General features: G+C 60.4%; 24 protein-coding genes and 1 other RNA gene. 20 read left to right on the top strand and 5 right to left on the bottom strand.

The window, feature by feature from the left end:
• The first annotated feature begins 83 nt into the window (after positions 1-83).
• The gene (locus AC3ITY_RS27605; protein WP_007905304.1) at positions 84-701 is read left to right on the top strand and encodes a glutathione S-transferase N-terminal domain-containing protein; all 618 of its coding nucleotides are present in this window, start codon (positions 84-86) and stop codon (positions 699-701) included.
• A gap of 16 nt (positions 702-717) precedes the next feature.
• Complete coding sequence (locus tag AC3ITY_RS27600; RefSeq protein WP_007998247.1) at positions 718-1,131, top strand: ClpXP protease specificity-enhancing factor; 414 nt, start codon at positions 718-720, stop codon at positions 1,129-1,131.
• 51 nt (positions 1,132-1,182) lie between these two features.
• Here the strand turns inward: AC3ITY_RS27600 and AC3ITY_RS27595 are convergent, their stop codons facing one another.
• The 4 genes from AC3ITY_RS27595 to AC3ITY_RS27580 form a co-directional block, all read right to left on the bottom strand.
• Positions 1,183-1,761, bottom strand: coding sequence for a BON domain-containing protein (locus AC3ITY_RS27595; protein WP_046041915.1), 579 nt, complete (start codon positions 1,759-1,761; stop codon positions 1,183-1,185).
• Positions 1,758-2,351, bottom strand: a complete 594-nt coding sequence (locus AC3ITY_RS27590) for a phosphoheptose isomerase (protein ID WP_007972584.1) — start codon at positions 2,349-2,351, stop codon at positions 1,758-1,760. The genes AC3ITY_RS27595 and AC3ITY_RS27590 overlap by 4 nt, the downstream gene beginning before the upstream one ends.
• 104 nt (positions 2,352-2,455) lie before the next feature.
• Complete coding sequence (locus AC3ITY_RS27585) at positions 2,456-2,818, bottom strand: YraN family protein (protein ID WP_008045939.1); 363 nt, start codon at positions 2,816-2,818, stop codon at positions 2,456-2,458.
• The gene (locus AC3ITY_RS27580) at positions 2,818-4,629 is read right to left on the bottom strand and encodes a penicillin-binding protein activator (protein WP_489306130.1); all 1,812 of its coding nucleotides are present in this window, start codon (positions 4,627-4,629) and stop codon (positions 2,818-2,820) included. The genes AC3ITY_RS27585 and AC3ITY_RS27580 overlap by 1 nt, the downstream gene beginning before the upstream one ends.
• 177 nt (positions 4,630-4,806) lie before the next feature.
• Here AC3ITY_RS27580 and rsmI point away from each other — a divergent pair, with 177 nt between their 5' ends.
• The 18 genes from rsmI to lpxC all read left to right on the top strand — a co-directional run bounded on the left by rsmI (position 4,807) and on the right by lpxC (position 24,512).
• On the top strand, positions 4,807-5,712 hold the full coding sequence (gene rsmI, locus AC3ITY_RS27575) for a 16S rRNA (cytidine(1402)-2'-O)-methyltransferase (protein WP_162130270.1): 906 nt from the start codon (positions 4,807-4,809) through the stop codon (positions 5,710-5,712).
• A gap of 75 nt (positions 5,713-5,787) precedes the next feature.
• An RNA gene (rnpB, locus tag AC3ITY_RS27570) (RNase P RNA component class A) lies at positions 5,788-6,141 on the top strand.
• Between the two features lie 538 nt (positions 6,142-6,679).
• Positions 6,680-7,135 (top strand): division/cell wall cluster transcriptional repressor MraZ, encoded by a 456-nt coding sequence (mraZ, locus tag AC3ITY_RS27565; protein WP_007917012.1) that lies wholly within the window; start codon positions 6,680-6,682, stop codon positions 7,133-7,135.
• On the top strand, positions 7,132-8,079 hold the full coding sequence (rsmH, locus tag AC3ITY_RS27560) for a 16S rRNA (cytosine(1402)-N(4))-methyltransferase RsmH (RefSeq protein WP_489306128.1): 948 nt from the start codon (positions 7,132-7,134) through the stop codon (positions 8,077-8,079). Before mraZ ends, rsmH begins: the two co-directional genes overlap by 4 nt.
• A complete protein-coding gene (ftsL, locus tag AC3ITY_RS27555) occupies positions 8,076-8,369 on the top strand; it encodes a cell division protein FtsL (RefSeq protein WP_223458993.1) in 294 nt (97 codons plus the stop codon). Before rsmH ends, ftsL begins: the two co-directional genes overlap by 4 nt.
• Complete coding sequence (locus tag AC3ITY_RS27550) at positions 8,369-10,108, top strand: peptidoglycan D,D-transpeptidase FtsI family protein (protein ID WP_489311025.1); 1,740 nt, start codon at positions 8,369-8,371, stop codon at positions 10,106-10,108. Before ftsL ends, AC3ITY_RS27550 begins: the two co-directional genes overlap by 1 nt.
• On the top strand, positions 10,108-11,571 hold the full coding sequence (locus tag AC3ITY_RS27545) for a UDP-N-acetylmuramoyl-L-alanyl-D-glutamate--2,6-diaminopimelate ligase (protein ID WP_489306126.1): 1,464 nt from the start codon (positions 10,108-10,110) through the stop codon (positions 11,569-11,571). Before AC3ITY_RS27550 ends, AC3ITY_RS27545 begins: the two co-directional genes overlap by 1 nt.
• Positions 11,564-12,931: a UDP-N-acetylmuramoyl-tripeptide--D-alanyl-D-alanine ligase gene (locus AC3ITY_RS27540; protein ID WP_489306125.1), complete on the top strand. Its 1,368-nt coding sequence runs from the start codon at positions 11,564-11,566 to the stop codon at positions 12,929-12,931. Before AC3ITY_RS27545 ends, AC3ITY_RS27540 begins: the two co-directional genes overlap by 8 nt.
• Positions 12,931-14,013, top strand: a complete 1,083-nt coding sequence (gene mraY, locus AC3ITY_RS27535; protein ID WP_489306124.1) for a phospho-N-acetylmuramoyl-pentapeptide-transferase — start codon at positions 12,931-12,933, stop codon at positions 14,011-14,013. The genes AC3ITY_RS27540 and mraY overlap by 1 nt, the downstream gene beginning before the upstream one ends.
• A gap of 6 nt (positions 14,014-14,019) precedes the next feature.
• On the top strand, positions 14,020-15,366 hold the full coding sequence (gene murD, locus AC3ITY_RS27530) for a UDP-N-acetylmuramoyl-L-alanine--D-glutamate ligase (RefSeq protein WP_489306123.1): 1,347 nt from the start codon (positions 14,020-14,022) through the stop codon (positions 15,364-15,366).
• Positions 15,363-16,580 (top strand): putative lipid II flippase FtsW, encoded by a 1,218-nt coding sequence (gene ftsW, locus AC3ITY_RS27525; RefSeq protein ID WP_477753055.1) that lies wholly within the window; start codon positions 15,363-15,365, stop codon positions 16,578-16,580. Before murD ends, ftsW begins: the two co-directional genes overlap by 4 nt.
• Positions 16,570-17,640 carry an undecaprenyldiphospho-muramoylpentapeptide beta-N-acetylglucosaminyltransferase gene (gene murG / locus AC3ITY_RS27520; protein WP_489306122.1) on the top strand — a complete coding sequence of 357 codons (1,071 nt, stop codon included), beginning with the start codon at positions 16,570-16,572 and terminating at the stop codon, positions 17,638-17,640. Before ftsW ends, murG begins: the two co-directional genes overlap by 11 nt.
• Positions 17,633-19,093, top strand: a complete 1,461-nt coding sequence (murC, locus tag AC3ITY_RS27515; RefSeq protein WP_150727953.1) for a UDP-N-acetylmuramate--L-alanine ligase — start codon at positions 17,633-17,635, stop codon at positions 19,091-19,093. Before murG ends, murC begins: the two co-directional genes overlap by 8 nt.
• Positions 19,090-20,073: a D-alanine--D-alanine ligase gene (locus AC3ITY_RS27510; protein ID WP_489306121.1), complete on the top strand. Its 984-nt coding sequence runs from the start codon at positions 19,090-19,092 to the stop codon at positions 20,071-20,073. The genes murC and AC3ITY_RS27510 overlap by 4 nt, the downstream gene beginning before the upstream one ends.
• A 4-nt stretch (positions 20,074-20,077) precedes the next feature.
• On the top strand, positions 20,078-20,947 hold the full coding sequence (locus AC3ITY_RS27505) for a cell division protein FtsQ/DivIB (protein ID WP_008045915.1): 870 nt from the start codon (positions 20,078-20,080) through the stop codon (positions 20,945-20,947).
• 15 nt (positions 20,948-20,962) lie between these two features.
• Positions 20,963-22,222, top strand: coding sequence for a cell division protein FtsA (gene ftsA / locus AC3ITY_RS27500; protein WP_007972611.1), 1,260 nt, complete (start codon positions 20,963-20,965; stop codon positions 22,220-22,222).
• A gap of 72 nt (positions 22,223-22,294) precedes the next feature.
• Complete coding sequence (ftsZ, locus tag AC3ITY_RS27495) at positions 22,295-23,488, top strand: cell division protein FtsZ (protein WP_150727950.1); 1,194 nt, start codon at positions 22,295-22,297, stop codon at positions 23,486-23,488.
• Between the two features lie 112 nt (positions 23,489-23,600).
• Positions 23,601-24,512 (top strand): UDP-3-O-acyl-N-acetylglucosamine deacetylase, encoded by a 912-nt coding sequence (gene lpxC, locus AC3ITY_RS27490; RefSeq protein WP_007939852.1) that lies wholly within the window; start codon positions 23,601-23,603, stop codon positions 24,510-24,512.
• Between the two features lie 350 nt (positions 24,513-24,862).
• Here the strand turns inward: lpxC and AC3ITY_RS27485 are convergent, their stop codons facing one another.
• Positions 24,863-25,888 carry an IS110 family RNA-guided transposase gene (locus AC3ITY_RS27485; RefSeq protein WP_489306120.1) on the bottom strand — a complete coding sequence of 342 codons (1,026 nt, stop codon included), beginning with the start codon at positions 25,886-25,888 and terminating at the stop codon, positions 24,863-24,865.
• Positions 25,889-26,002: the final 114 nt, after the last annotated feature.

Genomic DNA, 26,002 nt, shown 5'->3' with positions numbered 1-26,002 from the left:
GTAATCCAGTCGTTACGGGAGGCGCCCTCTGGGCGCGCTCGTTTTTGAGCTTTCGATAATTTCTACAAGCGAGGAGGATCGCCATGGGCGTGACCAATCGGTTGGCCTGTTACTCCGACCCCGCCGACCACTATTCCCACCGAGTGCGCATCGTACTGGCAGAGAAGGGTGTCAGCGCCGAGATCATTTACGTGGAGGCTGGTCGCCAGCCACCTAAACTGATTGAGGTGAACCCTTACGGCAGCTTGCCCACCCTGGTCGATCGCGACCTGGCGTTGTGGGAGTCGACTGTGGTGATGGAATATCTGGATGAGCGTTACCCGCACCCGCCACTACTGCCGGTTTATCCCGTGGCGCGTGCCAACAGTCGTCTGCTGATTCATCGTATTCAGCGTGACTGGTGTGGCCTGGTGGATCTGATCCTGGATTCACGGACCAAGGAAGCAGCCCGCGTTGTCGCTCGTAAAGAGCTGCGCGAAAGCCTGACGGGTGTGTCGCCGTTGTTCGCCGACAAGCCATTTTTCCTCAGCGAGGAACAAAGTCTGGTGGATTGCTGCCTATTGCCAATACTCTGGCGATTGCCGATTTTGGGTATAGAACTGCCGCGGCCTGCCAAGCCGCTGCTTGATTACATGGAGCGCTCGTTTGCGCGTGAGGCTTTCCAGGCAAGTCTGTCTGGTGTCGAACGCGATATGCGCTAAGGCTTAAGGAGCCGCTATGAACTCCAGTCGACCTTATCTGGTCCGCGCGCTCTATGAGTGGATTGTGGACAACGATTGCACCCCGCACATGCTGGTTAATTCCGAGTACCCGTCGGTGCAGGTGCCTCAGGGGTTTGCCAGTGACGGACAGATCGTCCTGAATGTATCGCCACAAGCCGTGCGTCACTTGCACATGGATAACGAGGCGGTCAGTTTCGAGGGGCGCTTTGGTGGCGTGCCGCACACCTTGTACGTGCCAATTGCTTCGATCCTGGGTATCTACGCCCGGGAGAATGGCCAGGGCATGGTGTTCGATCTGGAATCGCCGATGGGCGAGGACGACGAGATCGAACCGGATGACGATCTTCCGCCGCCCGACAGTGAGCCGCCGCGTCCAAGCGGTCGCCCCAGTCTGAAAGTGGTGAAGTAATAAAAAAGGCGATCCAGATGGATCGCCTTTTTTATTACGCGTGATTGCAGGTCAGTCGATGTACTCGAACAACTTCACAATCTTCTGTACGCCGGAAACGCCTTGTACCAGGTTGGTCGCCTGTGCCGCTTCCTGTTTGGTCAGCAGGCCCAGCATGTAGACAATGCCGTTTTCAGTGACAACCTTGATGCGCGAACCAGGGATGTTTGCATCGGTGAGCATCTGGGCCTTGATCTTGGTGGTCAGCCAGGTGTCATTCTGGCGGGCCAGCAACGAGGAGGGCGGCAGGACTTGCAGTTCGTTGTGCACCTGTTTCACGCGCTGGACAGCGGCGGCGGCCTGTTCGGCCTTGGCCTTGAGGTCTGCGCGTGGCGTTTGCCCGGCGAGCAGCACGACACCGTTGAAGCTGGTGACGACGATATGCGAATCCTTATCCAGGGCCGGGTCGGCCTTGGCGACGTTCACGCCAACCTTGGTGTCGATCAGGGAATCGTCGATCTTGCTGCCCAGTGTGCGAGTACCGCGGTCATCTTCAATCGGTGCTTCACGGCTGGCGGTCACCACCGAGGTGCAGCCGCTGATGCCGAGGCACAGTGTCAAGGCCAGTAGGCCAAGGCGATTAGGGGTCATTCTTCACTCCCGAACAATTGGCTGTCGATCAAGTCGCAAAGGCAATGGATCGCCAGCAGGTGGACTTCTTGAATACGAGCGGTGACGTTGGCCGGTACGCGAATCTCGACGTCCTCGGGCAACAGTAGCGACGCCATGCCGCCGCCATCACGTCCCGTCAATGCTACGACAATCATTTCGCGATCATGTGCGGCCTGGATCGCTTGAATTATGTTGGCCGAGTTGCCGCTGGTGGATATGGCCAGCAACACATCGCCCGGTTGGCCGAGTGCACGGATCTGCTTGGAGAAGATTTCGTTGTAGCTGTAGTCGTTGGCGATCGAGGTGATCGTCGAGCTGTCGGTCGTCAGGGCGATGGCCGGCAGGCTCGGGCGCTCGCGCTCAAAGCGATTGAGCAGCTCGGACGAGAAGTGCTGGGCGTCACCGGCAGAGCCGCCGTTGCCACAGGAAAGCATTTTGCCTTCGTTGAGCAGGGCGTTGACCATGACCTGGCTGGCTTGCTCGATGTGCGGTGCAAGTACTTCCATCGCCTGTTGCTTGGTGTCGATACTGGCCTGAAAAAGCTGGCGAATTCGGGATTGCATGTCCATCTGTGTGACCTTAAGTAGCGCGGCTGTTCGGCACGTGAATGTGCAGCCCGCAAAGCAAAGAGCAAAAGTGTTGGGTGAGAGTGTCCGGTTTGCAATGCCGGCGATCAGCCGTCGAAGGCATTCTGTAGCCAGTTCAACTGATCGAGGTTGCTGTCGATGGCAATCACGTCGAAGCGGCAAGGGGAATTGGCCCAGCGCGGCTCGCGCTGAAGAAAATATTGCGCGGCGAAAATCAGTTTTTGCCGTTTGCGCTCATCGATGCTATCGAGCGCGCCACCCCATTGAGTGTTTTTTCTGTAGCGGACCTCAACGAATACTACTGTATCGCCATCTAGCATGACCAGATCAAGCTCGCCGCGTTTACACAACCAGTTCTGCGCCAGCAGGCGCAGACCCTGTTGTTGAAGATGCTCGAGCGCATGGCGCTCGGCATCCTTGCCGCTTTGCTGGCGTGACCTGTCAGGCATCAGCGAGCGGTGTCCGGCAGGCGTTGAACCTGGCCATTGGCGAACTCGGCCCATGGCAACTGGCGCACGACCCGCTGGCTCTGAGACATGCCAAGGCTGCCCGATTCACCGTCGATGCGACTGTCCGGCAGAGACTTTAGCTGGCCCAGGCGTGGCGCCAGTCGATAGGCGTCCACACCCATGGCATACAGGCGCCCCAGGCTGCCGGCGGCTTGTGGCCACTGGGCGGTGACCTGGCGGCGCAGTGGATCATTGGCGTCCAGCAACCATGGCGTCTCGCAGAAACGAATGCCATTCATGTCGTTGTACTGGTTGACGTCACCGCTGGCGCTGAACACGTGGGAGGTGGCGTAGACCGGAACATCGCCTGCGTACTGGAAGTTCAGGGTCGGTTTGATCTGCTGGGCCTGTTGCGGTGTTGCAGCGAGGAAAATGAACTCGATGTCTTGGCGGCGCGATGGCTGGGCAGCGACTTGCGAGCCAACCGTGCTTTGCAGGCTCTTGGCGCGACCTTCGCTCTGGCGCAGCTGGAACATGTCGGCAATCTGCTGGGCCAACTGGACCGGCTGATCGACGCGTTCGGTGGCGACGATGGTGCCGCCATTGGCTTGCCAATCCTGGCTGAATGCCTTGAGCACACGGTCGCCCCATTCACCTTTCGGCACCATGATGGCTGCGCGATGCAGACCGTCGGCGCGAGCGCGGCGCGACACTTCGCGGGCTTCATCTTCAGCGGCAAGGCCGAACTGGAACAATTGCGCCGGGCCTTGATCGCCCTCGCTGTAGTTCAGTGCCAGTGTGGTGATCGGCAATTGCGGGCGAGTGCTCAGCTGTTTGACCAGCGGCTTCTCCAGCGGGCCGACGACCAGTTGCACGCCATCGGCCTGGGCCTTGCGGTAGAACTCGTCCATGGAGGTCAGGCGCGAGCTGTCATAAAACTCGATGGCAGGTGGTTTCTGCCCGGCCTGTTGTGCTTGGTAGTGAGCGGCCATGAAGCCGTCGCGCAGTGCCTTGCCGACCGAGGCCAGTGGGCCGTCCTGAGGCAGCAGCAGGGCGATCTTGTTCAGGGGCTGGCTGGCCAGCTCCTTGAGTTGGGTCAGTGGCTGCGGCAATTGAATGGCTGCCGGGTGTTTTGGATTCCGCGCGCGCCAGTTTTCAATGGCGGCTTGTTGCTGCTCCAGGGTGCCGGCGGATTTCACGGCCAGCGCCAGGGCCATCCAGCCGCCGAGATCGTCGTTGGTGTTTGGCTGCAATTGATCGGTTGGCAGCGAAGCGATCAGGGTCCAGATGGCTTCGTGGTTTTTGCTTGCGGCTTCACCTTTGAGCATCGGGGCGATGAATATGCGCTCGCGAGCGGCGGCGAGGGTCTGGCCATCGGCTTCAAGTGCGCGGGCGTGCACGGTGCCGGTGCGGACCTGTTGTTCGACGGGCAGTTCGCTCAAGCGTTGCAGGCTCGGATGGCTCAAGGCGGCCAGCGCGGCCTTGGGCTGATTGCGGGTCATGGCCAGCTCCGCCGCCAGGGTGCTGGCGAAAACCTGTGGGCCCGGCTTGAGCTGTTCGATCGGAACCTGTTGCAGGATTTGCGCGGACTGGCCGGCATTGCCCTGGCGATAGGCCAGGTCGGCAGCGCTCAAGCGCAGCAGGGCGGCATCTTCCGGTGATTTGCTTTGGGCGGCCTTCTCAAGCAGTTGCTCGATACTGGCGTCCGGTGTCCGTGGAAGTTCGCCAAGGCTGGAGGAGGGCGAGCTGGCGCAAGCCGCCAGCAAGGCAGCGAGGCAGAGGGCAGATAACAGCCGCAGGCAAGCGATCATGTAAGCGTTCCTGATACTCGATCAAATTAGCGTGGAATTGTACCCAAGCACTGGCCGGGGCGCGATGTTACTGGCGTGAATCGATCAATTTAGCTGGTGAAAATGTTGTGCCAGTGCACAAACGGTCACCGATACCTCGTTTGCTTGCGGGTATCGTGAGTCTCGCTACGCGCTACAATGGCGACTTTTACCGATCATGAGGTGTGCGCTTTGACTGCTCCAGGTGCTTTGAATTCCGCTGCTGGCTCGCTTTATGTGGTGGCGACGCCCATCGGCAACCTGGATGACATCAGTGCGCGGGCGCTGAAGATTCTGCGTGAAGTGGCCTTGATCGCCGCGGAAGATACCCGCCATTCCCAGCGCTTGATGCAACACTTCGGCATCTCGACGCCATTGGCGGCCTGCCATGAGCACAACGAGCGGGATGAAGGTAGTCGCTTTATCACTCGTCTGCTTGCCGGTGACAACGTGGCGTTGATCTCCGACGCCGGGACGCCGCTGATTTCCGATCCGGGTTATCACCTGGTGCGGCAAGCCCGGGCGGCGGGCATCAATGTAGTGCCGGTTCCGGGCGCCTGCGCGTTGATTGCAGCGTTGTCGGCGGCAGGGCTGCCTTCCGACCGTTTCATTTTCGAAGGTTTTCTGCCGGCCAAGGCGGTGGGGCGGCGTGCGCGTCTCGAGCAGGTAAAGGAAGAACCTCGCACATTGATCTTCTATGAGGCCCCGCATCGGATCCTTGAATGCCTGCAGGACATGGAGCTGGTGTTCGGTCCCGAGCGCCCGGCGCTGCTTGCCCGTGAGTTGACCAAGACGTTTGAAACGCTCAAGGGGCTGCCGCTGGCTGAGCTGCGCGAGTTCGTCGAGTCGGACAGCAATCAGCAGCGCGGCGAGTGCGTGGTACTGGTGGCGGGCTGGTCCGCGCCCGAGGAGGAGGGTGCCGTCAGCAGCGAGGCGATGCGCATCCTCAACCTGTTGCTCGAAGAAATGCCGCTCAAGCGTGCGGCGGCTTTGGCGGCGCAAATCACCGGCGAGCGAAAGAATGTGCTGTACCAGATCGCGCTGGATCAGCAGAAGGGCGAGTAAAACCCGACACGCAGGCGTGCTCAATGGCGCTTGGCGCTTGTTCTTCGGGCGCTGTGCCGGTAACCTTCGCGGCGGAGAGTCGATCGGACAGTCGCTGCCCTCTATGAAAATTAGGGGGGGGAGGAAAGTCCGGGCTCCATAGGGCGAAGTGCCAGGTAATGCCTGGGAGGCGTGAGCCTACGGAAAGTGCCACAGAAAATAACCGCCTAAGCGCTTCGGCGCCGGTAAGGGTGAAAAGGTGCGGTAAGAGCGCACCGCACGTCTGGCAACAGTTCGTGGCTAGGTAAACCCCACTTGGAGCAAGACCAAATAGGGTCCCAAGGCGTGGCCCGCGCTGGGACCGGGTAGGTTGCTAAAGATGTCCAGTGATGGCCATCGTAGACGAATGACTGTTCAAGACAGAACCCGGCTTACAGATCGACTCTCCACCTTTTTCTCTCCTCTGCTTGAATCATTGGGCAGGGGGTTGGTGGTAGCAATCTCCCTCCGTGTACAAGCGTCGGGAGAAGCGGTTTGTGATATCGATTAACCCGCGCTTGTAGTGATCGCATAAACTCCACGCAGCACCGGTTTTCTTCGTTACACGGTCGTCAGCAGAAGCGGTTTTGTGATATCGATTAGCCCGCGCTTGTAGTGATCGCATAAACTCCACGCAGCACCGGTTTCCCTCCTTACACAATCGTCCGCAGAACCACTTTTGTAATACCAAAAAAATCTTACTCTTAATAAATTACTTTAACTTCCGAACGCAGCCCCCTGTGCTGATTCAAGTTATTGCGCAGTTTCATCTGCCGGTTCCTCGTTGCTCCTCCTTTAATGCTCCTAAATCTCAGTTCTGTAAGGGTTTTCCTTTAATCCGCGCCTTGACGGTGTGGTGGGCGCATTCCTATAGTGTGCGTAAGTGGCGGAAAGTGGCATGAAGTGGGTTTTTTGAACTCAAAACGCTAGAATTTGGAGAAGCGCTGACGTGTTTCGCGGAGCCAACGCTATCAGTCTCGATGCAAAGGGCCGTCTCGCAATGCCGAGCCGGTACCGTGACGAGCTCGATTCGCGCAGCTCCGGTCAATTGATCGTGACAATTGATGCCGTTGATCCTTGTTTGTGTGTTTACCCCCTCGATGAGTGGGAAATTATTGAAACCAAACTGCGCGCACTGCCTTCGCTTCGCGAAGAGAACCGCCGCCTGCAACGTTTACTGATTGGTAATGCCGTCGACCTCGAGCTCGATGGCAGTGGTCGTTTTCTGGTTCCGCCGCGTCTTCGTGAATATGCCAAGTTGGATAAGCGCGCGATGTTGGTAGGCCAACTGAACAAGTTCCAATTGTGGGACGAGGATGCCTGGAACGCGGTTTCTGCCGCTGACCTGGCTGCCATTCAACAACCGGGCGCGATGCCTGATGAACTGCGTGATTTGATCCTGTGACTATTGATAGCGGCTTTAACCACATCACCGTACTGCTTGACGAAGCCGTCGAGGCTCTCGCCGTACGTCCTGATGGCTGCTATCTGGACGGCACGTTCGGGCGCGGCGGACACAGCCGGTTGATCCTCAGCCAGCTCGGTCCCGATGGTCGGTTGCTCGGATTCGATAAAGATCCACAAGCGATTGCCACCGGGCAAACGCTAGCGGCCGAAGACGGCCGCTTTGTCGTTGTGCAGCGCAGCTTTGCCGAGCTCGGTTCGGAAGTCGCCGAACGCGGGATGAACGGCAAGGTCAGCGGCGTTCTGCTGGATCTGGGCGTATCTTCGCCGCAGCTCGACGATCCTGAGCGCGGCTTCAGCTTCCTCAACGACGGTCCGCTGGACATGCGCATGGATCCGTCCCGTGGCATCAGCGCCGCCGAATTCGTCAACGCCGCGCCTGTGGAAGAAATCGCCCGGGTGTTCAAGGAATACGGCGAAGAGCGTTTCTCCGGCCGCATGGCCCGTGCCGTGGCCGAGCGCCGCGACATCAAGCCATTCGAGCGCACCGGTGACCTGGCAGAAGTCCTGAAGGTCGCCAACCCTGCGTGGGAAAAGGGCAAAAACCCTGCAACCCGCGCGTTCCAGGGATTGCGTATTCACGTCAACAACGAACTGGGTGATCTGGAAACCGGCCTTGAAGCCGCGCTGGAATGCCTGGAAGTGGGCGGTCGCCTGGTGGTGATCAGCTTCCATTCGCTGGAAGACCGTATCGTCAAGCTGTTCATGCGCAAGCTGGTGAAAGGCGAAGCCGACAACCTGCCGCGCAACCTGCCGGTTCGGCATGTCGCCTTCGAACCGAAAATCAAAGTTCATGGCAAAGCGCAGACGGCCTCCGACGCCGAACTCAAAGCCAACCCACGTTCCCGTAGTGCTGTCATGCGTGTGGCGGAGAAGCTGCGGTGAGCAAGCTTTTCGCCAAGCCATTGCCCGGCGGAAGCTTCTTCATGCTGCTGTTGTTTGTCGGCGTGCTCGTGTCGGCCATCGGCGTGTCTTACAGCGCCCACTGGAATCGCCAGTTGCTGAACACGCTGTACAACGAATTGAGCGTGCGCGACAAGGCGCAAGCCGAGTGGGGCCGGTTGATTCTGGAGCAGAGCACCTGGACCGCTCACAGCCGTATCGAAGTGCTTGCCACTGAACAATTGAAAATGCACATCCCCGGTGCCGCTGACGTGAAGATGGTGGCGCCATGATGAAACTCGAAGGTGCACTCTTTCCTTGGCGGTTCCGCGTGGTGCTTGGTTTGCTTGGCGTCATGGTGGCCGCGATTGCCTGGCGCATCATTGACCTGCAAGTGGTCGATCGTGCCTTCCTTAAAGGTCAGGGCGATGCGCGCAGCGTTCGTCATATTCCGATTCCGGCTCACCGTGGTCTGATCACCGACCGTAACGGCGAGCCTTTGGCCGTCAGTACCCCGGTGACCACGCTGTGGGCCAACGCCAAGGAAATGCAGCTGGAAAAAGACAAGTGGCCAGCACTGGCCGCAGCGCTGGGACAAGATCCCAAAGCCCTGACCGAGCGTCTTGAAGCCCAGGCCAACAAAGAATTCATTTACCTGGTGCGCGGGCTGACGCCTGAGCAGGGTCAGGCCGTGCTCGACCTGAAGGTGCCGGGTGTCTATGGCATCGAAGAGTTTCGGCGGTTTTATCCTGCCGGCGAAGTCACTGCTCATATGGTTGGGTTTACCGACATCGACGATCACGGTCGTGAAGGCGTCGAACTGGCCTACGACGAATGGCTGGCCGGGGTCCCTGGCAAGCGTCAGGTGATCAAGGACCGGCGCGGCCGGCTGATCAAGGATGTCCAGGTCACCAAAAACGCCAAGGCCGGTAAGCCCTTGGCGTTGTCCATTGACCTGCGCCTGCAATACCTGGCCAACCGCGAATTGCGCAACGCGATCATCGAGAACGGCGCCAAGGCCGGCAGCCTGGTGATCATGGACGTGAAGACCGGCGAGATTCTCGCAATGGTCAACCAGCCGACCTATAACCCGAACAACCGTCGCAACCTGCAGCCGGCGATGATGCGTAACCGCGCGATGATCGACGTATTCGAGCCGGGTTCGACCATGAAGGCGATCTCGATGAGCGCCGCCATCGAAACCGGCCGCTGGAAACCGAGCGACACCGTCGAGGTGTATCCGGGCTCCTTGCAGATTGGCAAGTACACCATCAAGGACGTTTCCAAGACCGAAGGTCCGGTGCTCGACCTGACCGGCATCCTGATCAACTCCAGTAACGTCGGCATGAGCAAGGTCGCGTTCGATATCGGCGGCGAAACCATTTTCCGTCTGGCGCAGAAAGTCGGCCTCGGCCAGGACACCGGCCTGGGCTTCCCTGGCGAACGCGTCGGCAACCTGCCGAACTACCGTGAATGGCGCAAGGCAGAAACCGCCACGCTGTCCTACGGCTACGGCATCTCCGTGACCGCGATCCAGTTGGTCCACGCCTTCTCGGCCCTGGCCAACAACGGTCGCCTCGCACCGCTGACCCTGATCAAGACCGACAAGCCGCCGCAAACCACCCAGGTGCTGCCGGAGGCGGTCGCGAAAACCATGCAAGGCATGCTGCAACAAGTGATCGAAGCCCCGCGCGGTGTATTCCGTGCGCAGGTGCCGGCGTATCACGTGGGCGGCAAGTCGGGTACTGCGCGTAAAACCTCGGTCGGCACCAAGGGTTACGCGGAGAACTCCTACCGCTCGCTGTTCGCCGGCTTCGGCCCGATGAGCGATCCGCGTTACGCCATCGTGGTGGTAATCGACGAGCCGACCAAGGCCGGTTACTTCGGCGGCCTGGTTTCCGCGCCGGTGTTCAGCCGTGTGATGTCGGGCACCCTGCGCCTGATGAACATTACCCCGGACAACCTGCCACCTACTCAACAAGCGAACGCAACACCGGTCGTTCCGCTGAAAGCCAATGGAGGGCGCGGCTGATGTCTCTGAGCCTGAACAAGATTTTCCCTCACGCCGGCCACGATCTGCTGATTCGCGAACTCGCCCTGGACAGCCGCAATGTGCGCGCGGGTGATCTGTTCCTCGCCGTGCCGGGCGGGAAATTCGATGGGCGCGCGCATATTGCCGACGCCTTGCAGCGCGGTGCTGCTGCGGTGGCCTATGAAGTAGAAGGCGCCACGATCCTGCCGATCACTGAAGTGCCGCTGATTCCGGTCAAAGGCCTGGCGGCTCAACTGTCGGACATCGCCGGGCGTTTTTATGGCGAACCGAGCCATCACCTGAACCTGGTGGGCGTAACCGGCACCAACGGCAAGACCAGCGTGACGCAATTGGTCGCCCAGGCACTGGACCTGCTCGGCCAGCACTGCGGCCTGGTCGGCACGCTCGGTTCCGGTTTCTACGGTGCGCTGGAAAGCGGCCTGCACACCACGCCGAATCCGATTGCCGTGCAAGCGACCCTGGCGGACCTGAAGAAGGCCGGGGCCAAAGCCGTCGCCATGGAAGTTTCTTCCCATGGCCTGGACCAGGGCCGCGTGACCGCATTGGCCTTCGATGTGGCAGTGATGACCAACCTGTCCCGCGATCACCTGGATTACCACGGCACCATGCAGGCTTACGGCGAAGCCAAGTCCAGGCTGTTTGCCTGGAATGATTTGAAATGCCGAGTGGTCAACCTCGACGACGAGTTTGGTCGGCAACTGGCCGCCGACAAGTGCGAGTCGCGGTTGATCACCTACAGCCTGGAAGATTCCAGCGCCTACCTGTATTGCCGCCAGGCGCAATTCGACGACGAAGGCGTGCGCGCCACGCTGGTCACGCCACAGGGCGAGCACCTCTTGCGCAGCACCTTGCTCGGTCGCTTCAACTTGAGCAATGTCCTGGCGGCAGTCGGTGCGTTGCTCGGTCTGGATTACGCCCTGGATGAAATCCTCAAGGTGCTGCCGCAGCTCGAAGGCCCTGCTGGTCGCATGCAGCGCCTGGGCGGTGGCTCGCAGCCGCTGGTGGTGGTCGATTATGCCCACACCCCGGATGCCCTGGAAAAAGTACTGCTGGCCCTGCGTCCACACGCCAAGGGTCGGTTGCTGTGCCTGTTTGGCTGTGGTGGCGACCGCGATCGCGGCAAGCGTCCGTTGATGGCCGAAGTGGTCGAGCGCCTGGCCGATGGCGTACTGGTGACCGATGACAATCCGCGCACTGAAGATCCATCGGTGATTTTCGATGACATCCGCGCCGGTTTCACGGCTGCGGATAAAGTGGAGTTCGTTGCCGGTCGTGGTCAGGCGATTGCCCGGCTGATCGCCAGTGCCTCGGTGGATGACGTGATTGTCCTGGCCGGTAAAGGTCACGAGGACTATCAGGAAATCAACGGTGAGCGTCATGCCTTTTCCGATCTGGTCGAGGCCGATCATGCCTTGATCGCGTGGGAGGTGGCCCATGCTTAAGGCCTTGAAACTGAGTGAACTCACCGGCGCGCTGAATGCTCGCCTGGTGTCTGCCGATGCCAGTTTCGATGGTGTCAGCATCGACAGCCGCGCAATCAAGCCCGGTCAACTGTTTATCGCGTTGGCCGGTCCGCGCTTCGATGGTCATGATTATCTGAATGAAGTCGCCGCCAAGGGCGCCGTGGCTGCGCTGGTCGAGCGTGAAGTCGCCGACAGCACGCTGCCGCAGTTACTGGTCAGCGACACTCGGCAGGCCCTGGGCCAGTTGGGCGCGCTGAATCGCGCCGCCTACACCCATCCGGTCGCAGCCGTCACCGGTTCCAGCGGCAAGACCACGGTCAAGGAGATGCTTGCGAGCATCCTGCGTACGCGCGGTGCAGTGCTGGCGACCCGTGGCAACCTGAACAACGACCTCGGCGTGCCGCTGACCTTGCTCGAACTGGCGCTGGAACACACTGCTGCCGTGATCGAACTGGGCGCTTCACGCCTGGGTGAAATTGCCTACACCGTCGGCCTGACCAAGCCACACGTGGCCATTCTCAATAACGCCGGGACCGCCCACGTCGGTGAGTTCGGCGGTCCGGACAAAATCGTCGAAGCCAAGGGCGAGATCATTGAAGGGCTGGATGCCGATGGCGTCGCCGTTCTCAATCTCGACGACAAGGCATTCGGTATCTGGAAGGCGCGCGCCGGTGACCGCAAAGTGCTGACGTTTGCGTTGAGCAACTCCAGCGCCAATTTCTACGCCAGTGACCTGGCCACCGATGCTCGCGGCTGCCCGGCGTTCAACCTGCACAGCCCTGAAGGCTCGGAGCGCGTTCAACTGAACCTGCTCGGCACCCATAACGTCGCCAATGCCATGGCCGCCGCCGCTGCCGCCCATGCCCTGGGTGTGTCGCTGTTCGGTATCGCCGCCGGCCTTGGCGCGGTGCAACCGGTCAAGGGTCGCACCGTTGCGCAATTGGCCAGCAATGGCATGCGCGTGATCGATGACACTTACAACGCCAATCCCACCTCAATGTGCGCTGCCGTTGATATACTGGCCGGCTTTTCCGGCCGCACCGTCCTGGTGCTCGGGGATATCGGCGAGTTGGGCGAATGGGCGGAGCAAGGGCACCGCGACGTGGGCGAGTACGCCCGTGGCAAGGTTTCTGCGCTGTACGCCGTCGGGCCAATGATGGCTCACGCCGTGAAAGCATTCGGTCCACAGGCTTTTCACTTCAGCACGCAGGCTGAGCTGATCAAGGCCCTGGGCGCCGAGCAAGACACAAACACCACCATTTTGATCAAGGGGTCGCGCAGCGCTGCGATGGAAAACGTCGTCGCCGCCTTGTGCGGGTCCAGTCTGGAGAAACATTAATGCTGCTGCTGCTAGCGGAGTATCTGCAACAGTTCTACAAAGGCTTCGCGGTCTTCCAGTACCTGACCCTGCGCGGGATTCTCGGTGTACTGACCGCGCTGGTCCTGTCGCTGTGCTATGGCCCATGGATGATCCGCACGTTGCAGAACCGTCAGATCGGCCAATCCGTTCGCAACGACGGCCCGCAGTCGCACCTGTCCAAGTCGGGTACACCGACCATGGGTGGCGCGCTGATTCTGTCGTCCATCGGCGTCAGTACCCTGCTTTGGGCTGACCTGACCAACCGTTACGTCTGGGTCGTACTGTTGGTGACCCTGCTGTTCGGCGCCATCGGCTGGGTCGACGACTACCGTAAGGTCATCGAGAAAAACTCCCGCGGCCTGCCAAGTCGCTGGAAGTATTTCTGGCAGTCGGTATTCGGCTTGGGCGCAGCGATCTTTCTGTATGTGACCGCCGCCACGCCGGTGGAAACCACGCTGATCCTGCCGATGCTCAAGGACTACAGCATTCCTCTGGGCGCCGGTTTCATCATCCTGACCTACTTTGTGATCGTCGGTTCGAGCAACGCGGTCAACCTGACCGACGGCCTCGACGGCCTGGCGATCATGCCGACCGTGATGGTCGGCGGTGGCCTGGGCATTTTCTGCTACCTGTCGGGTAACGTGAAGTTCGCCGAATACCTGCTGATTCCTTACGTGCCGGGCGCGGGCGAATTGATCGTGTTCTGCGGCGCGTTGATCGGTGCCGGCCTGGGCTTCCTCTGGTTCAACACCTATCCGGCACAAGTCTTCATGGGTGACGTCGGCGCACTGGCGCTGGGCGCGGCCCTGGGCACCATCGCGGTGATCGTCCGTCAGGAAATCGTCCTGTTCATCATGGGCGGCGTGTTCGTGATGGAAACCCTGTCAGTCGTCATTCAGGTCGCCTCTTTTAAACTGACCGGTCGCCGCGTATTCCGCATGGCACCGATTCATCACCACTTTGAACTCAAGGGCTGGCCCGAGCCGCGCGTGATCGTCCGTTTCTGGATCATCACCGTGATTCTCGTGCTGGTCGGCCTTGCCACCCTGAAGCTGAGGTAGAAACTCGTGTCTCTGATCGCTTCTGACCACTTCCGCATCGTTGTCGGCCTCGGCAAGAGTGGCATGTCCCTGGTTCGCTTCCTGGCGAACCGGGGCGTGGCGTTTGCCGTGGCCGATACGCGGGAAAATCCACCGGAACTGGCCACGCTCAAGCGTGACTATCCGCACGTGGAAGTGCGTTGTGGCGAGCTGGACGTCGAATTCCTGTGCCGTGCCGACGAGCTCTACGTGAGCCCCGGCCTGGCGCTGGCGACCCCGGCCCTGCAGGCCGCCGCCGCCCGTGGCGTGAAGTTGTCCGGCGACATCGAGCTATTCGCGCGTAACGCGAAGGCGCCGATCGTGGCCATCAGCGGTTCCAACGCGAAAAGTACCGTGACCACGCTGGTCGGTGAGATGGCGGCTGCATCCGGCAAGCGAGTTGCCGTCGGCGGCAACCTCGGTACGCCGGCGCTGGATCTGCTGCGCGACGACGTCGAGCTGTACGTGATGGAGTTGTCGAGTTTCCAGCTGGAAACCACCGATCAGCTCAACGCCGAAGTGGCGACCGTGCTCAACGTCAGCGAAGACCATATGGACCGTTACAGCGGTCTGCCGGCCTATCACCTGGCCAAGCACCGGATCTTCCGCGGTGCCAGACAGTTCGTGGTCAATCGTCAGGATGCCCTGAGTCGTCCGTTGATGGGCGAAGGGCAGCCATGCTGGACCTTCGGCCTGAGCAAACCCGATTTCAAGGCGTTTGGTATCCGTGAAGAAGACGGCGAGAAATACCTGGCCTTCGAATTCCAGAATCTGATGTCAGTGCGCGAATTGAAGATTCGTGGCGCCCACAACCAGTCCAACGCCCTGGCAGCACTGGCCCTAGGGCATGCGGTCGGGCTGCCGTTCGATGCCATGCTGTCGAGCCTGCGCACCTTCGCCGGTCTCGAGCATCGTTGCCAATGGGTCCGCGACCTCGACGGCGTGGGCTACTACAACGATTCCAAGGCCACCAACGTCGGTGCTGCACTGGCGGCCATCGAAGGTTTGGGCGCAGACATCGACGGCAAAGTCGTGCTGATCGCCGGTGGCGATGGCAAGGGTGCGGAGTTCAAGGACCTGCGCGATCCGGTGGCGGCCAACTGCCGCGCCGTGGTCCTGATGGGTCGCGACTCCGACAAGATCGGCGAGGCCATCGGCGATGCCGTACCGCTGATTCGTGCCGGCTCCCTGGTCGAAGCGGTCGAGCAATGCCGCGCCGCAGCCCAGCCGGGCGACGTGGTGCTGCTGTCGCCAGCCTGCGCCAGTTTCGACATGTTCAAGAACTACGAAGATCGTGGTCACCAGTTCGTCCAAGCCGTGGAGGATCTGGCATGAGCCTGAGAGACATCATCAAGCCATACCCTTCGCCGATCATCACCGGGCGCGGTATCGACCTCGACTTCCCGATGCTCGCCGGTTGCCTGACGCTGCTTGGCCTGGGGCTGATCATGATTGCCTCGGCATCGACCGAAGTGGCGGCCGTGCAGTCGGGCAGCGCCCTGTATTACATGATTCGCCACCTCATTTACGTGGTGCTGGGCCTGGGTGCCTGCATCGTCACCATGATGATTCCGATTGCCACCTGGCAACGCCTGGGCTGGCTGATGCTGCTGGGTGCGTTCGGCTTGCTGGTGATGGTGATCATTCCGGGGATCGGCCGTGAGGTTAACGGCTCGATGCGCTGGATCGGCTTCAGTTTCTTCAACGTCCAGCCTTCCGAGATCGCCAAGGTGTTCGTGGTGATCTACCTCGCCGGTTATCTGGTGCGTCGCCAGAAAGAAGTGCGTGAAAGCTGGATGGGCTTCTTCAAGCCGTTCATCGTGCTGCTGCCGATGGCGGGCCTGCTGCTGATGGAGCCGGACTTCGGTGCCACCGTCGTGATGATGGGCGCTGCGGCGGCGATGCTGTTCCTGGGCGGCGTCGGGCTGTTCCGTTTTTCCCTGATGGTGGTCCTGGCTGTCGGCGCGGTGGTGTTGTTGATTCAAATGCAGCCGTATCGAATGGCGCGTCTGACCAACTTTGCCGACCCATGGGCCGACCAGTTCGGTGCTGGCTATCAGCTGTCCCAGGCGTTGATCGCTTTCGGTCGCGGCGAATGGCTGGGCGTCGGCCTGGGCAACAGCGTGCAAAAGCAGTTCTACCTGCCGGAAGCTCACACTGACTTCGTGTTCTCGGTTCTGGCCGAAGAGCTGGGTGCGGTGGGTTCGTTGTGCACCGTGGCACTGTTCGTCTTCGTGTGTATTCGTGGCATGTACATCGGTTTGTGGGCCGAGAAGGCCAAGCAGTTTTTCGCCGCTTATGTCGCCTACGGTTTGTCCTTTCTGTGGATCGGTCAATTCCTGATCAACATTGGCGTGAACGTCGGTCTGCTGCCAACCAAGGGGCTGACCCTGCCGTTCCTCAGTTATGGGGGTAGTTCGTTGGTCATTTGCTGCGCCTGTCTCGGCTTGTTGCTGCGCATCGAGTGGGAAAGTCGAACCCACCTGGGCAGTGAAGAGATGGAGTTCCATGAGAGCGACTTCGCCGAGGAGCCGAACCATGGGCGCTAACGTCATGATCATGGCTGGCGGCACCGGTGGCCACGTGTTTCCGGCGCTGGCCTGTGCCCGCGAATTCCAGGCGCGCGGCTATACCGTGCACTGGCTCGGCACCCCGCGTGGGATCGAGAACGATCTGGTGCCGGCGGCCGGTATCGAACTGCATCGGATCAACGCCAGCGGTCTGCGCGGCAAGGGCAAATTGTCCCTGCTCAAGGCACCGTTCATGTTGTTCAAGTCGGTCTGGCAGGCGCGGGCGATCATTCGCCGTCTGCAACCGGTCTGTGTCGTGGGTTTTGGTGGTTTTGTGACCGGCCCTGGCGGTGTCGCGGCCAAACTGGCCGGCGTGCCGGTGATCGTTCACGAACAGAACGCCGTGGCCGGTACCGCCAATCGGTTGCTGGTGCCGTTGGCCGCCCGAGTCTGTGAAGCGTTCCCCGACACCTTTACCCTGTCGGGCAGCCGCCGGACCACCGGTAATCCGGTGCGCACCGAGCTGTTCCTCGAGACATCGCGACCTGCCCTGGCCGGTCGCAAGGCGCGTTTGCTGATCCTGGGCGGAAGCCTGGGCGCAGAACCGTTGAACAAGCTGCTGCCTGAAGCCCTGTCGCAAGTCGCTGCCGATTTGCGTCCGGAAGTGTTCCATCAGGCCGGCAAAAACCACGATGAAGTGACTGCAGAGCGCTATCGCGCGGCTGGCGTCGAGGCGCAGGTGCAGCCCTTCATCAAAGACATGGCCCAAGCCTACAGCTGGGCCGACCTGGTGGTGTGCCGCGCAGGCGCGCTGACCATCAGTGAACTGGCCGCCGCCGGTCTGCCCTCGATGCTGGTGCCTTTGCCCCATGCCATCGACGATCACCAGACCCGCAACGCCGAATATTTGGCCCGTGAAGGCGCAGCCTTCCTGATGCCACAAAGAACGACTGGCGCAGCGGATCTTGCCGCTCGCCTGACAGAGGTCCTGATGCAACCACAACGACTCAACGAAATGGCTACCGCGGCACGCCGCCTGGCCAAACCCGATGCCACCCGTAACGTGGTCGATAGCTGCCTGGAGGTGGCCCATGGTTGAGAATCAGAAAGCCATGCCGCAACCGGAAATGCGCCGCATCCGCCGCATCCACTTCGTCGGTATCGGCGGTGTGGGCATGTGCGGGATTGCTGAAGTGTTGTTGAACCTGGGCTATGAAGTGTCTGGTTCCGACCTGAAGGCTTCGCCGGTGACCGAGCGTCTGGAGTCCTTCGGGGCGCAGATCTTCATCGGCCACCGCGCCGAGAACGCCGCCGCTGCTGACGTGCTGGTGGTGTCGAGTGCCGTGAACACGTCCAACCCGGAAGTCGCAACTGCACTGGAACGCCGTATTCCGGTGGTGCCGCGCGCAGAGATGCTGGCTGAGCTGATGCGTTATCGCCACGGTATCGCCGTTGCCGGTACCCACGGCAAAACCACGACCACCAGCCTGATCGCTTCGGTGTTCGCCGCCGGTGGCCTGGACCCGACATTCGTCATTGGTGGACGCCTGAATGCCGCGGGCACCAATGCCCAGCTTGGCACCAGCCGTTACCTGATCGCCGAAGCCGACGAAAGCGACGCCAGCTTCCTGCATTTGCAGCCGCTGGTGGCCGTGGTTACCAACATCGACGCCGATCACATGGCGACCTACGACGGTGACTTCAACAAGCTGAAGAAAACCTTCGTCGAATTCCTCCACAACCTGCCGTTCTATGGTCTGGCGGTTGTGTGCCTGGACGATCCGGTGGTGCGTGAAATCCTCCCGCAGGTCAAACGCCCGACGGTCACCTATGGCTTCGGCGAAGACTGCGACGTGCGCGCCATCAACGTGCGCCAGCAAGGCATGCAGACCTTCTTCACCGTGCTGCGCCCTGACCGTGAGCCGCTGGATGTTTCGGTGAACATGCCGGGCAACCACAACGTATTGAACGCACTGGCGACCATCTGCATCGCCACCGACGAAGGCGTCAGCGATGAAGCCATCGTCCAGGGCTTGTCCGGGTTCCAGGGTGTCGGCCGACGCTTCCAGGTCTACGGCGAACTGCCGGTGGACGGCGGCAATGTGATGCTGGTCGATGACTATGGTCACCACCCGACGGAAGTCGCGGCCGTGATCAAGGCCGTACGCGGCGGCTGGCCGGAGCGCCGCCTGGTGATGGTCTACCAGCCGCACCGTTACAGCCGCACCCGTGACCTGTACGACGATTTCGTCAATGTGCTGGCCGACGCCAACGTACTGCTGCTGATGGAAGTCTATCCGGCCGGCGAAGAGCCGATTCCGGGTGCCGACAGCCGCAAGCTGTGCAACAGCATCCGTCAGCGTGGCCAGCTTGACCCGATCTACATCGAGCGTGGTGTCGACCTCGCGCCAGTGGTCAAGCCGCTGCTGCGCGCCGGCGACATCCTGCTGTGCCAGGGCGCCGGTGATATTGGCGGTCTCGCACCAAAACTGTTGAAAAGCGAGTTGTTCGCCGGTGCCGTTGCCGCGCCGGAGAAGGGGAAGTTGAAATGACTGCTGCCTACGCCAACCTGGTCTCCGCGATTGCGCCGAAAGACTTCGGCCGCGTCGCCGTGCTGTTCGGCGGCAAGAGTGCCGAGCGTGAAGTGTCCCTGAAGTCGGGCAACGCTGTTCTCGACGCACTGCAAAGCGCCGGTGTAGACGCGTTCGGCCTCGACGTGGGCGATGACCTGCTGCAGCGTCTGCTCAACGAAAAAATCGACCGCGCCTTCATCATCCTCCACGGCCGTGGCGGTGAAGACGGCAGCATGCAGGGCCTGCTCGAATGCCTGGGCATTCCGTACACCGGCAGCGGCATCCTGGCTTCGGCCCTGGCCATGGACAAACTGCGCACCAAGCAGGTCTGGCACAGCCTGGGCATTCCGACGCCACGTCACGCGGTACTCGGCAGCGAAGCCGATTGTATTTCGGCGGCGACGGAACTGGGCTTCCCTTTGATCGTCAAACCGGCCCATGAAGGTTCAAGTATCGGTATGGCCAAAGTGAGTTCCGCGTCCGAATTGATCGACGCATGGAAAGCGGCCAGTACCTACGATTCGCAAGTGCTGGTCGAGCAATGGATTCACGGTCCGGAGTTCACCATCGCCACCCTGCGTGACCAGGTGTTGCCACCGATTGCCCTGGGCACGACGCACAGCTTCTACGACTACGACGCCAAGTACATCGCCAACGATACCCAGTACCGCATTCCGTGCGGTCTGGACAGCGCCAAGGAACAGGAACTCATGGACCTCACGGCGAAAGCCTGTGAAGCGCTGGGTATCGCCGGTTGGGGCAGGGCAGACGTGATGCAGGACGCCGACGGGCAGTTCTGGTTCCTGGAAGTCAACACCGCACCGGGCATGACCGATCACAGCCTGGTGCCGATGGCGGCCCGTGCTGCCGGTCTGGATTTCCAGCAACTGGTTCTGGCCATTCTGGCCCAGAGCGTTGCCGGCAATGCTGCCGGTAACCAAGAGTCGACGAGAGGTTAAGGCCATGCAAGGCGCTCAGCTCAGACATCAGCCCACCGCACCGACCGGCCGCAAGCCGGTACCGCGGGGTGCCAGCCGAATGGTGGCCAAAGAGCCGATGTCCGCGCGCCTGCCGAAAGCCAACTTCGGTTTTCTCAAAGCATTGTTCTGGCCGGTGCTGCTGGTGGCTTTGGGGTTCGGTACTTACGAAGGCGCGACACGGCTGTTGCCGTATGCCGACCGGCCGATCACCAAGATCAACGTGCAGGGCGACTTGAGTTACATCAGCCAGCAAGCGGTGCAGCAGCGGATCGCCCCGTACGTGGCGTCGAGCTTCTTCACCATCGACCTGGCGAGCATGCGCACCGAGCTGGAAACGATGCCATGGATTGCCCACGCCGAAGTGCGCCGGGTGTGGCCGGATCAAGTGGTGATCCGCCTGGAAGAACAACTACCGGTGGCCCGTTGGGGCGACGAGTCGCTGTTGAACAACCAGGGTCAGGCCTTCACCCCGCGCGAGCTGGCGAACTACGAACACTTGCCTCAGCTGTTTGGCCCACAGCGGGCTCAACAGCAAGTGATGCAGCAATACCAGGTGCTGAGCCAGATGCTCAGGCCGCTGGGCTTCTCGATTGCACGCCTGGAACTGCGTGATCGCGGCAGCTGGTTCCTGACCACCGGCCCCGGCAGCGCGGGTCCCGGGATTGAACTGCTGCTGGGACGCGGCAACCAGGTGGAAAAGATGCGCCGTTTCATCGCCATCTATGACAAGACGCTCAAAGAACAGATTACGAACATTGCGCGCATCGATCTGCGCTACGCCAACGGCCTCGCTGTTGGCTGGCGGGAACCTGTAGCGCCCACGGCAGCCCAACCCGCTGTCGCGAAGAATTAAGAAGAGGCAGGACCCATGGCAAACGTGCAAAGCGGCAAAATGATCGTCGGTCTCGATATCGGCACCTCCAAGGTGGTGGCGCTGGTGGGCGAGGTCGCGGACGACGGCACGCTGGAAATCGTCGGGATCGGTACCCATCCGTCCCGTGGCCTGAAAAAAGGCGTGGTGGTGAACATTGAATCCACCGTGCAATCGATCCAGCGCGCCATCGAAGAAGCGCAGCTGATGGCCGGTTGCCGCATTCACTCGGCGTTCGTCGGCGTGGCCGGCAATCACATCCGCAGCCTGAATTCCCACGGCATCGTGGCGATTCGTGATCGCGAAGTCAGCTCGGCGGACCTTGAGCGTGTGCTCGACGCTGCCCAGGCCGTGGCGATCCCGGCTGACCAGCGTGTGCTGCACACTCTGCCGCAGGATTACGTGATCGATAACCAGGAAGGCGTCCGCGAGCCGCTGGGCATGTCCGGCGTGCGTCTGGAAGCCAAGGTCCACGTGGTCACCTGCGCCGTCAACGCTGCACAGAACATTGAAAAATGCGTGCGCCGCTGCGGTCTGGAAATCGACGACATCATTCTCGAGCAACTGGCTTCCGCGTACTCGGTACTGACCGATGACGAGAAAGAGCTGGGCGTGTGCCTGGTGGACATCGGCGGCGGCACCACTGACATCGCGATCTTCACCGAAGGCGCGATCCGTCACACCGCAGTGATCCCGATTGCCGGTGACCAGGTGACCAACGACATCGCCATGGCGTTGCGCACTCCGACCCAGTACGCCGAAGAAATCAAGATCCGCTACGCCTGCGCCCTGGCCAAACTGGCCGGTGCCGGTGAAACCATCAAGGTGCCAAGCGTCGGCGACCGTCCGCCGCGCGAACTGTCCCGCCAGGCCCTGGCCGAAGTGGTCGAGCCGCGCTACGACGAACTGTTCACGCTGATCCAGGCCGAACTGCGCCGCAGCGGCTACGAAGACCTGATCCCGGCCGGCATCGTGTTGACCGGCGGTACCGCGAAGATGGAAGGCGCCACTGAACTGGCCGAGGAAATCTTCCACATGCCGGTCCGCCTGGGCGTGCCTCACGGCGTGAAAGGTCTGGATGACGTGGTGCGCAACCCGATCTATTCCACCGGCGTCGGCCTGTTGATGTACGGCCTGCAGAAGCAGTCCGACGGCATCTCGTTCTCGGGCATCGGCAGCCGCGACAGCTACAGCAACGAAGAGCCACAGGCTCCGTTGCTGGACCGACTGAAGAAGTGGGTCCAGGGCAATTTCTAAAGTTTTACCGTAATACCGTTTCACCGAAGCACGCAGTAGGCGAAAAAACTAGAGAATGTAAGGAGAGGGAAAATGTTCGAACTCGTAGACAACATCCCCGCAAGCCCGGTAATCAAAGTTATCGGTGTCGGCGGTGGCGGCGGCAACGCTGTCAACCACATGGTCAAGAGCAACATTGAAGGCGTTGAGTTCATCTGCGCCAACACTGATGCCCAGGCGCTGAAATCCATCGGCGCGCGGACCATCCTGCAACTGGGTACCGGTGTGACCAAGGGCCTGGGCGCTGGCGCCAACCCTGAAGTCGGCCGTCAAGCCGCTCTGGAAGACCGTGAGCGCATTGCCGAAGTCCTGCAGGGCACCAACATGGTGTTCATCACCACTGGCATGGGCGGCGGTACCGGTACCGGTGCTGCGCCGATCATCGCCGAAGTGGCCAAGGAAATGGGGATCCTGACCGTTGCGGTCGTGACTCGTCCGTTCCCGTTCGAAGGTCGCAAACGCATGCAGATCGCCGATGAAGGCATCCGTCTGCTGTCTGAAAGCGTCGACTCGTTGATCACCATTCCCAACGAGAAGCTGCTGACCATCCTCGGTAAAGACGCAAGCCTGCTGTCGGCTTTCGCCAAGGCTGACGATGTACTGGCCGGTGCCGTTCGCGGTATCTCCGACATCATCAAGCGTCCGGGCATGATCAACGTCGACTTCGCCGACGTGCGTACCGTGATGAGCGAAATGGGCATGGCGATGATGGGCACTGGCTGCGCCAGCGGTCCGAACCGTGCACGCGAAGCGACCGAAGCGGCCATCCGCAACCCGCTGCTCGAAGACGTGAACCTGCAAGGCGCACGCGGCATCCTGGTGAACATCACTGCCGGTCCTGACCTGTCCCTGGGTGAGTACTCCGACGTGGGTAGCATCATCGAAGCCTTCGCTTCCGAGCACGCGATGGTCAAGGTCGGTACCGTTATCGATCCGGACATGCGCGACGAGCTGCACGTGACTGTCGTTGCCACAGGTCTGGGCGCTAAAATCGAGAAGCCTGTGAAGATCATCGACAACACTGTTCACACTTCGATGTCTGCACAGCCACAACAACAGGCCCCTGTTCGTCAGGAAGCTCCAGCGGTGAACTACCGTGACCTGGACCGTCCGACCGTCATGCGCAACCAGGCCCAGGCCGGTGCTGCGACTGCCGCGAAGATGAATCCACAAGATGACCTGGACTACCTGGACATCCCGGCTTTCCTGCGTCGTCAGGCCGATTGATGGAATGTATCAGGGCTATGAAGGTGATTGGTGTTCAGCAAAGGCTCGGTCTGCTATCATCGCCAGCCTTTGTTGATACCAGTTCGCAATTTGCGCTGAAGCGGCCCAAGCCATGATTAAACAACGCACACTGAAAAATATTATCCGTGCCACAGGTGTAGGCCTGCACTCCGGTGAGAAGGTCTACCTGACCCTCAAGCCTGCGCCTGTCGACACTGGCATTGTGTTTTGTCGCGCTGACCTCGACCCTGTGGTGCAGATTCCTGCCCGCGCGGAAAACGTCGGTGAAACCACTATGTCGACCACGCTGGTAAATGGCGACGTCAAAGTGGACACGGTAGAGCACTTGCTCTCGGCCATGGCTGGCCTGGGCATCGATAACGCCTACGTCGAGCTCTCCGCGTCCGAAGTCCCGATCATGGATGGCAGCGCTGGACCCTTCGTATTCCTGATTCAATCGGCTGGCCTGGAAGAACAGGACGCCGCCAAGAAATTCATCCGCATCCTGCGTGAAGTGACAGTGGAAGACGGCGACAAGCGCGCCACTTTCGTCCCTTTCGAAGGGTTCAAGGTGAGCTTCGAGATCGATTTCGATCACCCGGTTTTCCGGGACCGCACCCAAAGTGCAAGCGTGGATTTTTCCAGCACTTCGTTCGTAAAAGAAGTCAGCCGCGCCCGTACTTTCGGTTTCATGAGTGACATCGAGTACCTGCGCAAGCACAACCTCGCACTCGGCGGCAGCGTTGAAAACGCTATTGTGGTCGACGCCGATGGCGTACTGAACGAAGACGGCCTTCGTTATGAAGACGAATTCGTGAAGCACAAGATTCTCGATGCAATTGGTGACCTCTACCTGCTGGGCAATAGCCTGATTGGTGAGTTCAAGGGCTTCAAGTCCGGCCACGCGCTGAACAACCAGCTGCTGCGCAAGTTGATTGAGCAGACAGATGCCTGGGAAGTCGTGACGTTCGAAGACGCCAGCACTGCACCGATCTCTTACATGCGCCCGGTTGCGGCGGTGTAAGCAAAAAATCTCTCTAGTTTTTTAAGGGCTGCCTTCGGGTGGCCTTTTTTTATGTCCGAAGTTTGTAGTGCCTGGGCTGGCCTCATCGCGAGCAAGCTCGCTCCCACATCTATGGATACCCCCATTTCTGCAATACTATTTTTGATGCGTGTTTGGCTTGCTTTCATCTATCCGGCGTCTGGGTGGCGACCCTGCGCCTCGATGAGAATCGCGCCTGACGGCCCTTCATAGTGAAAAGGCTTTTTCAGCCTTGTGGGAGCCCAGGGTAGTCGTCAGGCCGGTTGACCGTTCACGTCATCTGTTATCCAGCATCGCAAAACCAGGTGGGTGGTGCTCGGGTGACGGCGAGGTCAAGCGTTCATCGCGCTTGGCCCCGCCTTGAATTCATCGTGGTGAGCGGCGATCGACCAGGCGATTCTCGCCAGCTTGTTGGCCAAGGCGCAGACCACACGGTTGGAATGATGGCGAGCCAGCAGCTGTCGGACCCAATCGGCCAGCGCTCCTGTCTGTCGTTCCAGCCCCATCAGATACACACGGGCGCACTGGATAAGCAGCCGTCTCTGATTTCGGTCTCCGCGTTTGCTGATGCCCAAAAGTACCGTCTTGTCGCCGGTGGAGTGTTGCTTGGGCACCAACCCAATCGAGGCTGAATAGTCTCGACCGCACTTGAACTGCTGACCGTTGCCCAACTCCGCAGCCAGGACGCTGGAGGTGATCGGACCTACGCAAGGAATTGTCATCAGGCGAGAAGCCAGATCATCTTCAGCGGCCTGGTGTTCAACCTGCTTGTCCAGTGCCTTGACCCGCCCGTCCAGATAATTGAAGTGGTCACGCAGTCCCAGCAGGATTTGTTTGATCTGCGCAGAAAATGAGCATTCCTCCAGCAGCGCTGGCAGTTCCTTGATGGCGTGAAAGCCTGGGGGCAGGCTGATACCGACCTCTAACAGACCGGCGTGAATCCGATTGACGCTGGCCGTACGCTCCTTGATGTAGGCGTCACGTTGCGAATTGAGCATGGCCAGCGCTTGTTGTGCTTCGGTTTTAGGGGACACAAAACGCATGGTCGGGCGACTCGCCGCCTCGCAAATCGCCATGGCATCGGCGAAGTCGTTCTTGTTGCTTTTTACGTAGGGACGCACGAGATGGGGGGCAATGAGCTTGGGCACATGCCCCCATTTTGCCGCTTCTCGCGCCATGTAGTGGGCGCCACCACAGGCCTCCATCGCCACCGTGCACGGTTCAAGGCTGGCCAGGTGCCTGGCCAGACCTGCGCGATTGAATTTCTTGTGGTAGAGCTCATGACCGCGATCATCTTGCGCATGCAGATGGAAGGTATGTTTCCCTAAATCGATAGCGACAATAGCAACGTTGTCCATGGTAATAGCCTCCGAAAGACACCCTGTGAAAGCTTAGAGAGCGATCACAGGGTGTGAGGGGGGGTAGCCATTTCATTAGTGGATTGCATTCCCTTGTAGGAGCGAGCCTGCTCG

The sequence above is a fragment of the Pseudomonas sp. GL_091 genome (assembly GCF_057837725.1).
The sequence above is the reverse complement of the archived record's forward strand: the minus strand, read 5'-3'. Positions and strand labels throughout refer to the sequence as shown.

Bases quoted from the DNA above. Each gene is read 5' to 3' on its own strand.
- AC3ITY_RS27605 (WP_007905304.1), top strand. From the start codon at position 84: ATGGGCGTGACCAATCGGTTGGCCTGTTACTCCGACCCCGCCGACCAC.
- AC3ITY_RS27600 (WP_007998247.1), top strand. From the start codon at position 718: ATGAACTCCAGTCGACCTTATCTGGTCCGCGCGCTCTATGAGTGGATT.
- AC3ITY_RS27595 (WP_046041915.1), bottom strand. From the start codon at position 1,761: ATGACCCCTAATCGCCTTGGCCTACTGGCCTTGACACTGTGCCTCGGC.
- AC3ITY_RS27590 (WP_007972584.1), bottom strand. From the start codon at position 2,351: ATGGACATGCAATCCCGAATTCGCCAGCTTTTTCAGGCCAGTATCGAC.
- AC3ITY_RS27585 (WP_008045939.1), bottom strand. From the start codon at position 2,818: ATGCCTGACAGGTCACGCCAGCAAAGCGGCAAGGATGCCGAGCGCCAT.
- AC3ITY_RS27580 (WP_489306130.1), bottom strand. From the start codon at position 4,629: ATGATCGCTTGCCTGCGGCTGTTATCTGCCCTCTGCCTCGCTGCCTTG.
- rsmI (WP_162130270.1), top strand. From the start codon at position 4,807: ATGGCGACTTTTACCGATCATGAGGTGTGCGCTTTGACTGCTCCAGGT.
- AC3ITY_RS27550 (WP_489311025.1), top strand. From the start codon at position 8,369: ATGAAACTCGAAGGTGCACTCTTTCCTTGGCGGTTCCGCGTGGTGCTT.
- AC3ITY_RS27545 (WP_489306126.1), top strand. From the start codon at position 10,108: ATGTCTCTGAGCCTGAACAAGATTTTCCCTCACGCCGGCCACGATCTG.
- AC3ITY_RS27540 (WP_489306125.1), top strand. From the start codon at position 11,564: ATGCTTAAGGCCTTGAAACTGAGTGAACTCACCGGCGCGCTGAATGCT.
- mraY (WP_489306124.1), top strand. From the start codon at position 12,931: ATGCTGCTGCTGCTAGCGGAGTATCTGCAACAGTTCTACAAAGGCTTC.
- ftsW (WP_477753055.1), top strand. From the start codon at position 15,363: ATGAGCCTGAGAGACATCATCAAGCCATACCCTTCGCCGATCATCACC.
- murG (WP_489306122.1), top strand. From the start codon at position 16,570: ATGGGCGCTAACGTCATGATCATGGCTGGCGGCACCGGTGGCCACGTG.
- murC (WP_150727953.1), top strand. From the start codon at position 17,633: ATGGTTGAGAATCAGAAAGCCATGCCGCAACCGGAAATGCGCCGCATC.
- AC3ITY_RS27510 (WP_489306121.1), top strand. From the start codon at position 19,090: ATGACTGCTGCCTACGCCAACCTGGTCTCCGCGATTGCGCCGAAAGAC.
- AC3ITY_RS27505 (WP_008045915.1), top strand. From the start codon at position 20,078: ATGCAAGGCGCTCAGCTCAGACATCAGCCCACCGCACCGACCGGCCGC.
- ftsA (WP_007972611.1), top strand. From the start codon at position 20,963: ATGGCAAACGTGCAAAGCGGCAAAATGATCGTCGGTCTCGATATCGGC.
- ftsZ (WP_150727950.1), top strand. From the start codon at position 22,295: ATGTTCGAACTCGTAGACAACATCCCCGCAAGCCCGGTAATCAAAGTT.
- lpxC (WP_007939852.1), top strand. From the start codon at position 23,601: ATGATTAAACAACGCACACTGAAAAATATTATCCGTGCCACAGGTGTA.
- AC3ITY_RS27485 (WP_489306120.1), bottom strand. From the start codon at position 25,888: ATGGACAACGTTGCTATTGTCGCTATCGATTTAGGGAAACATACCTTC.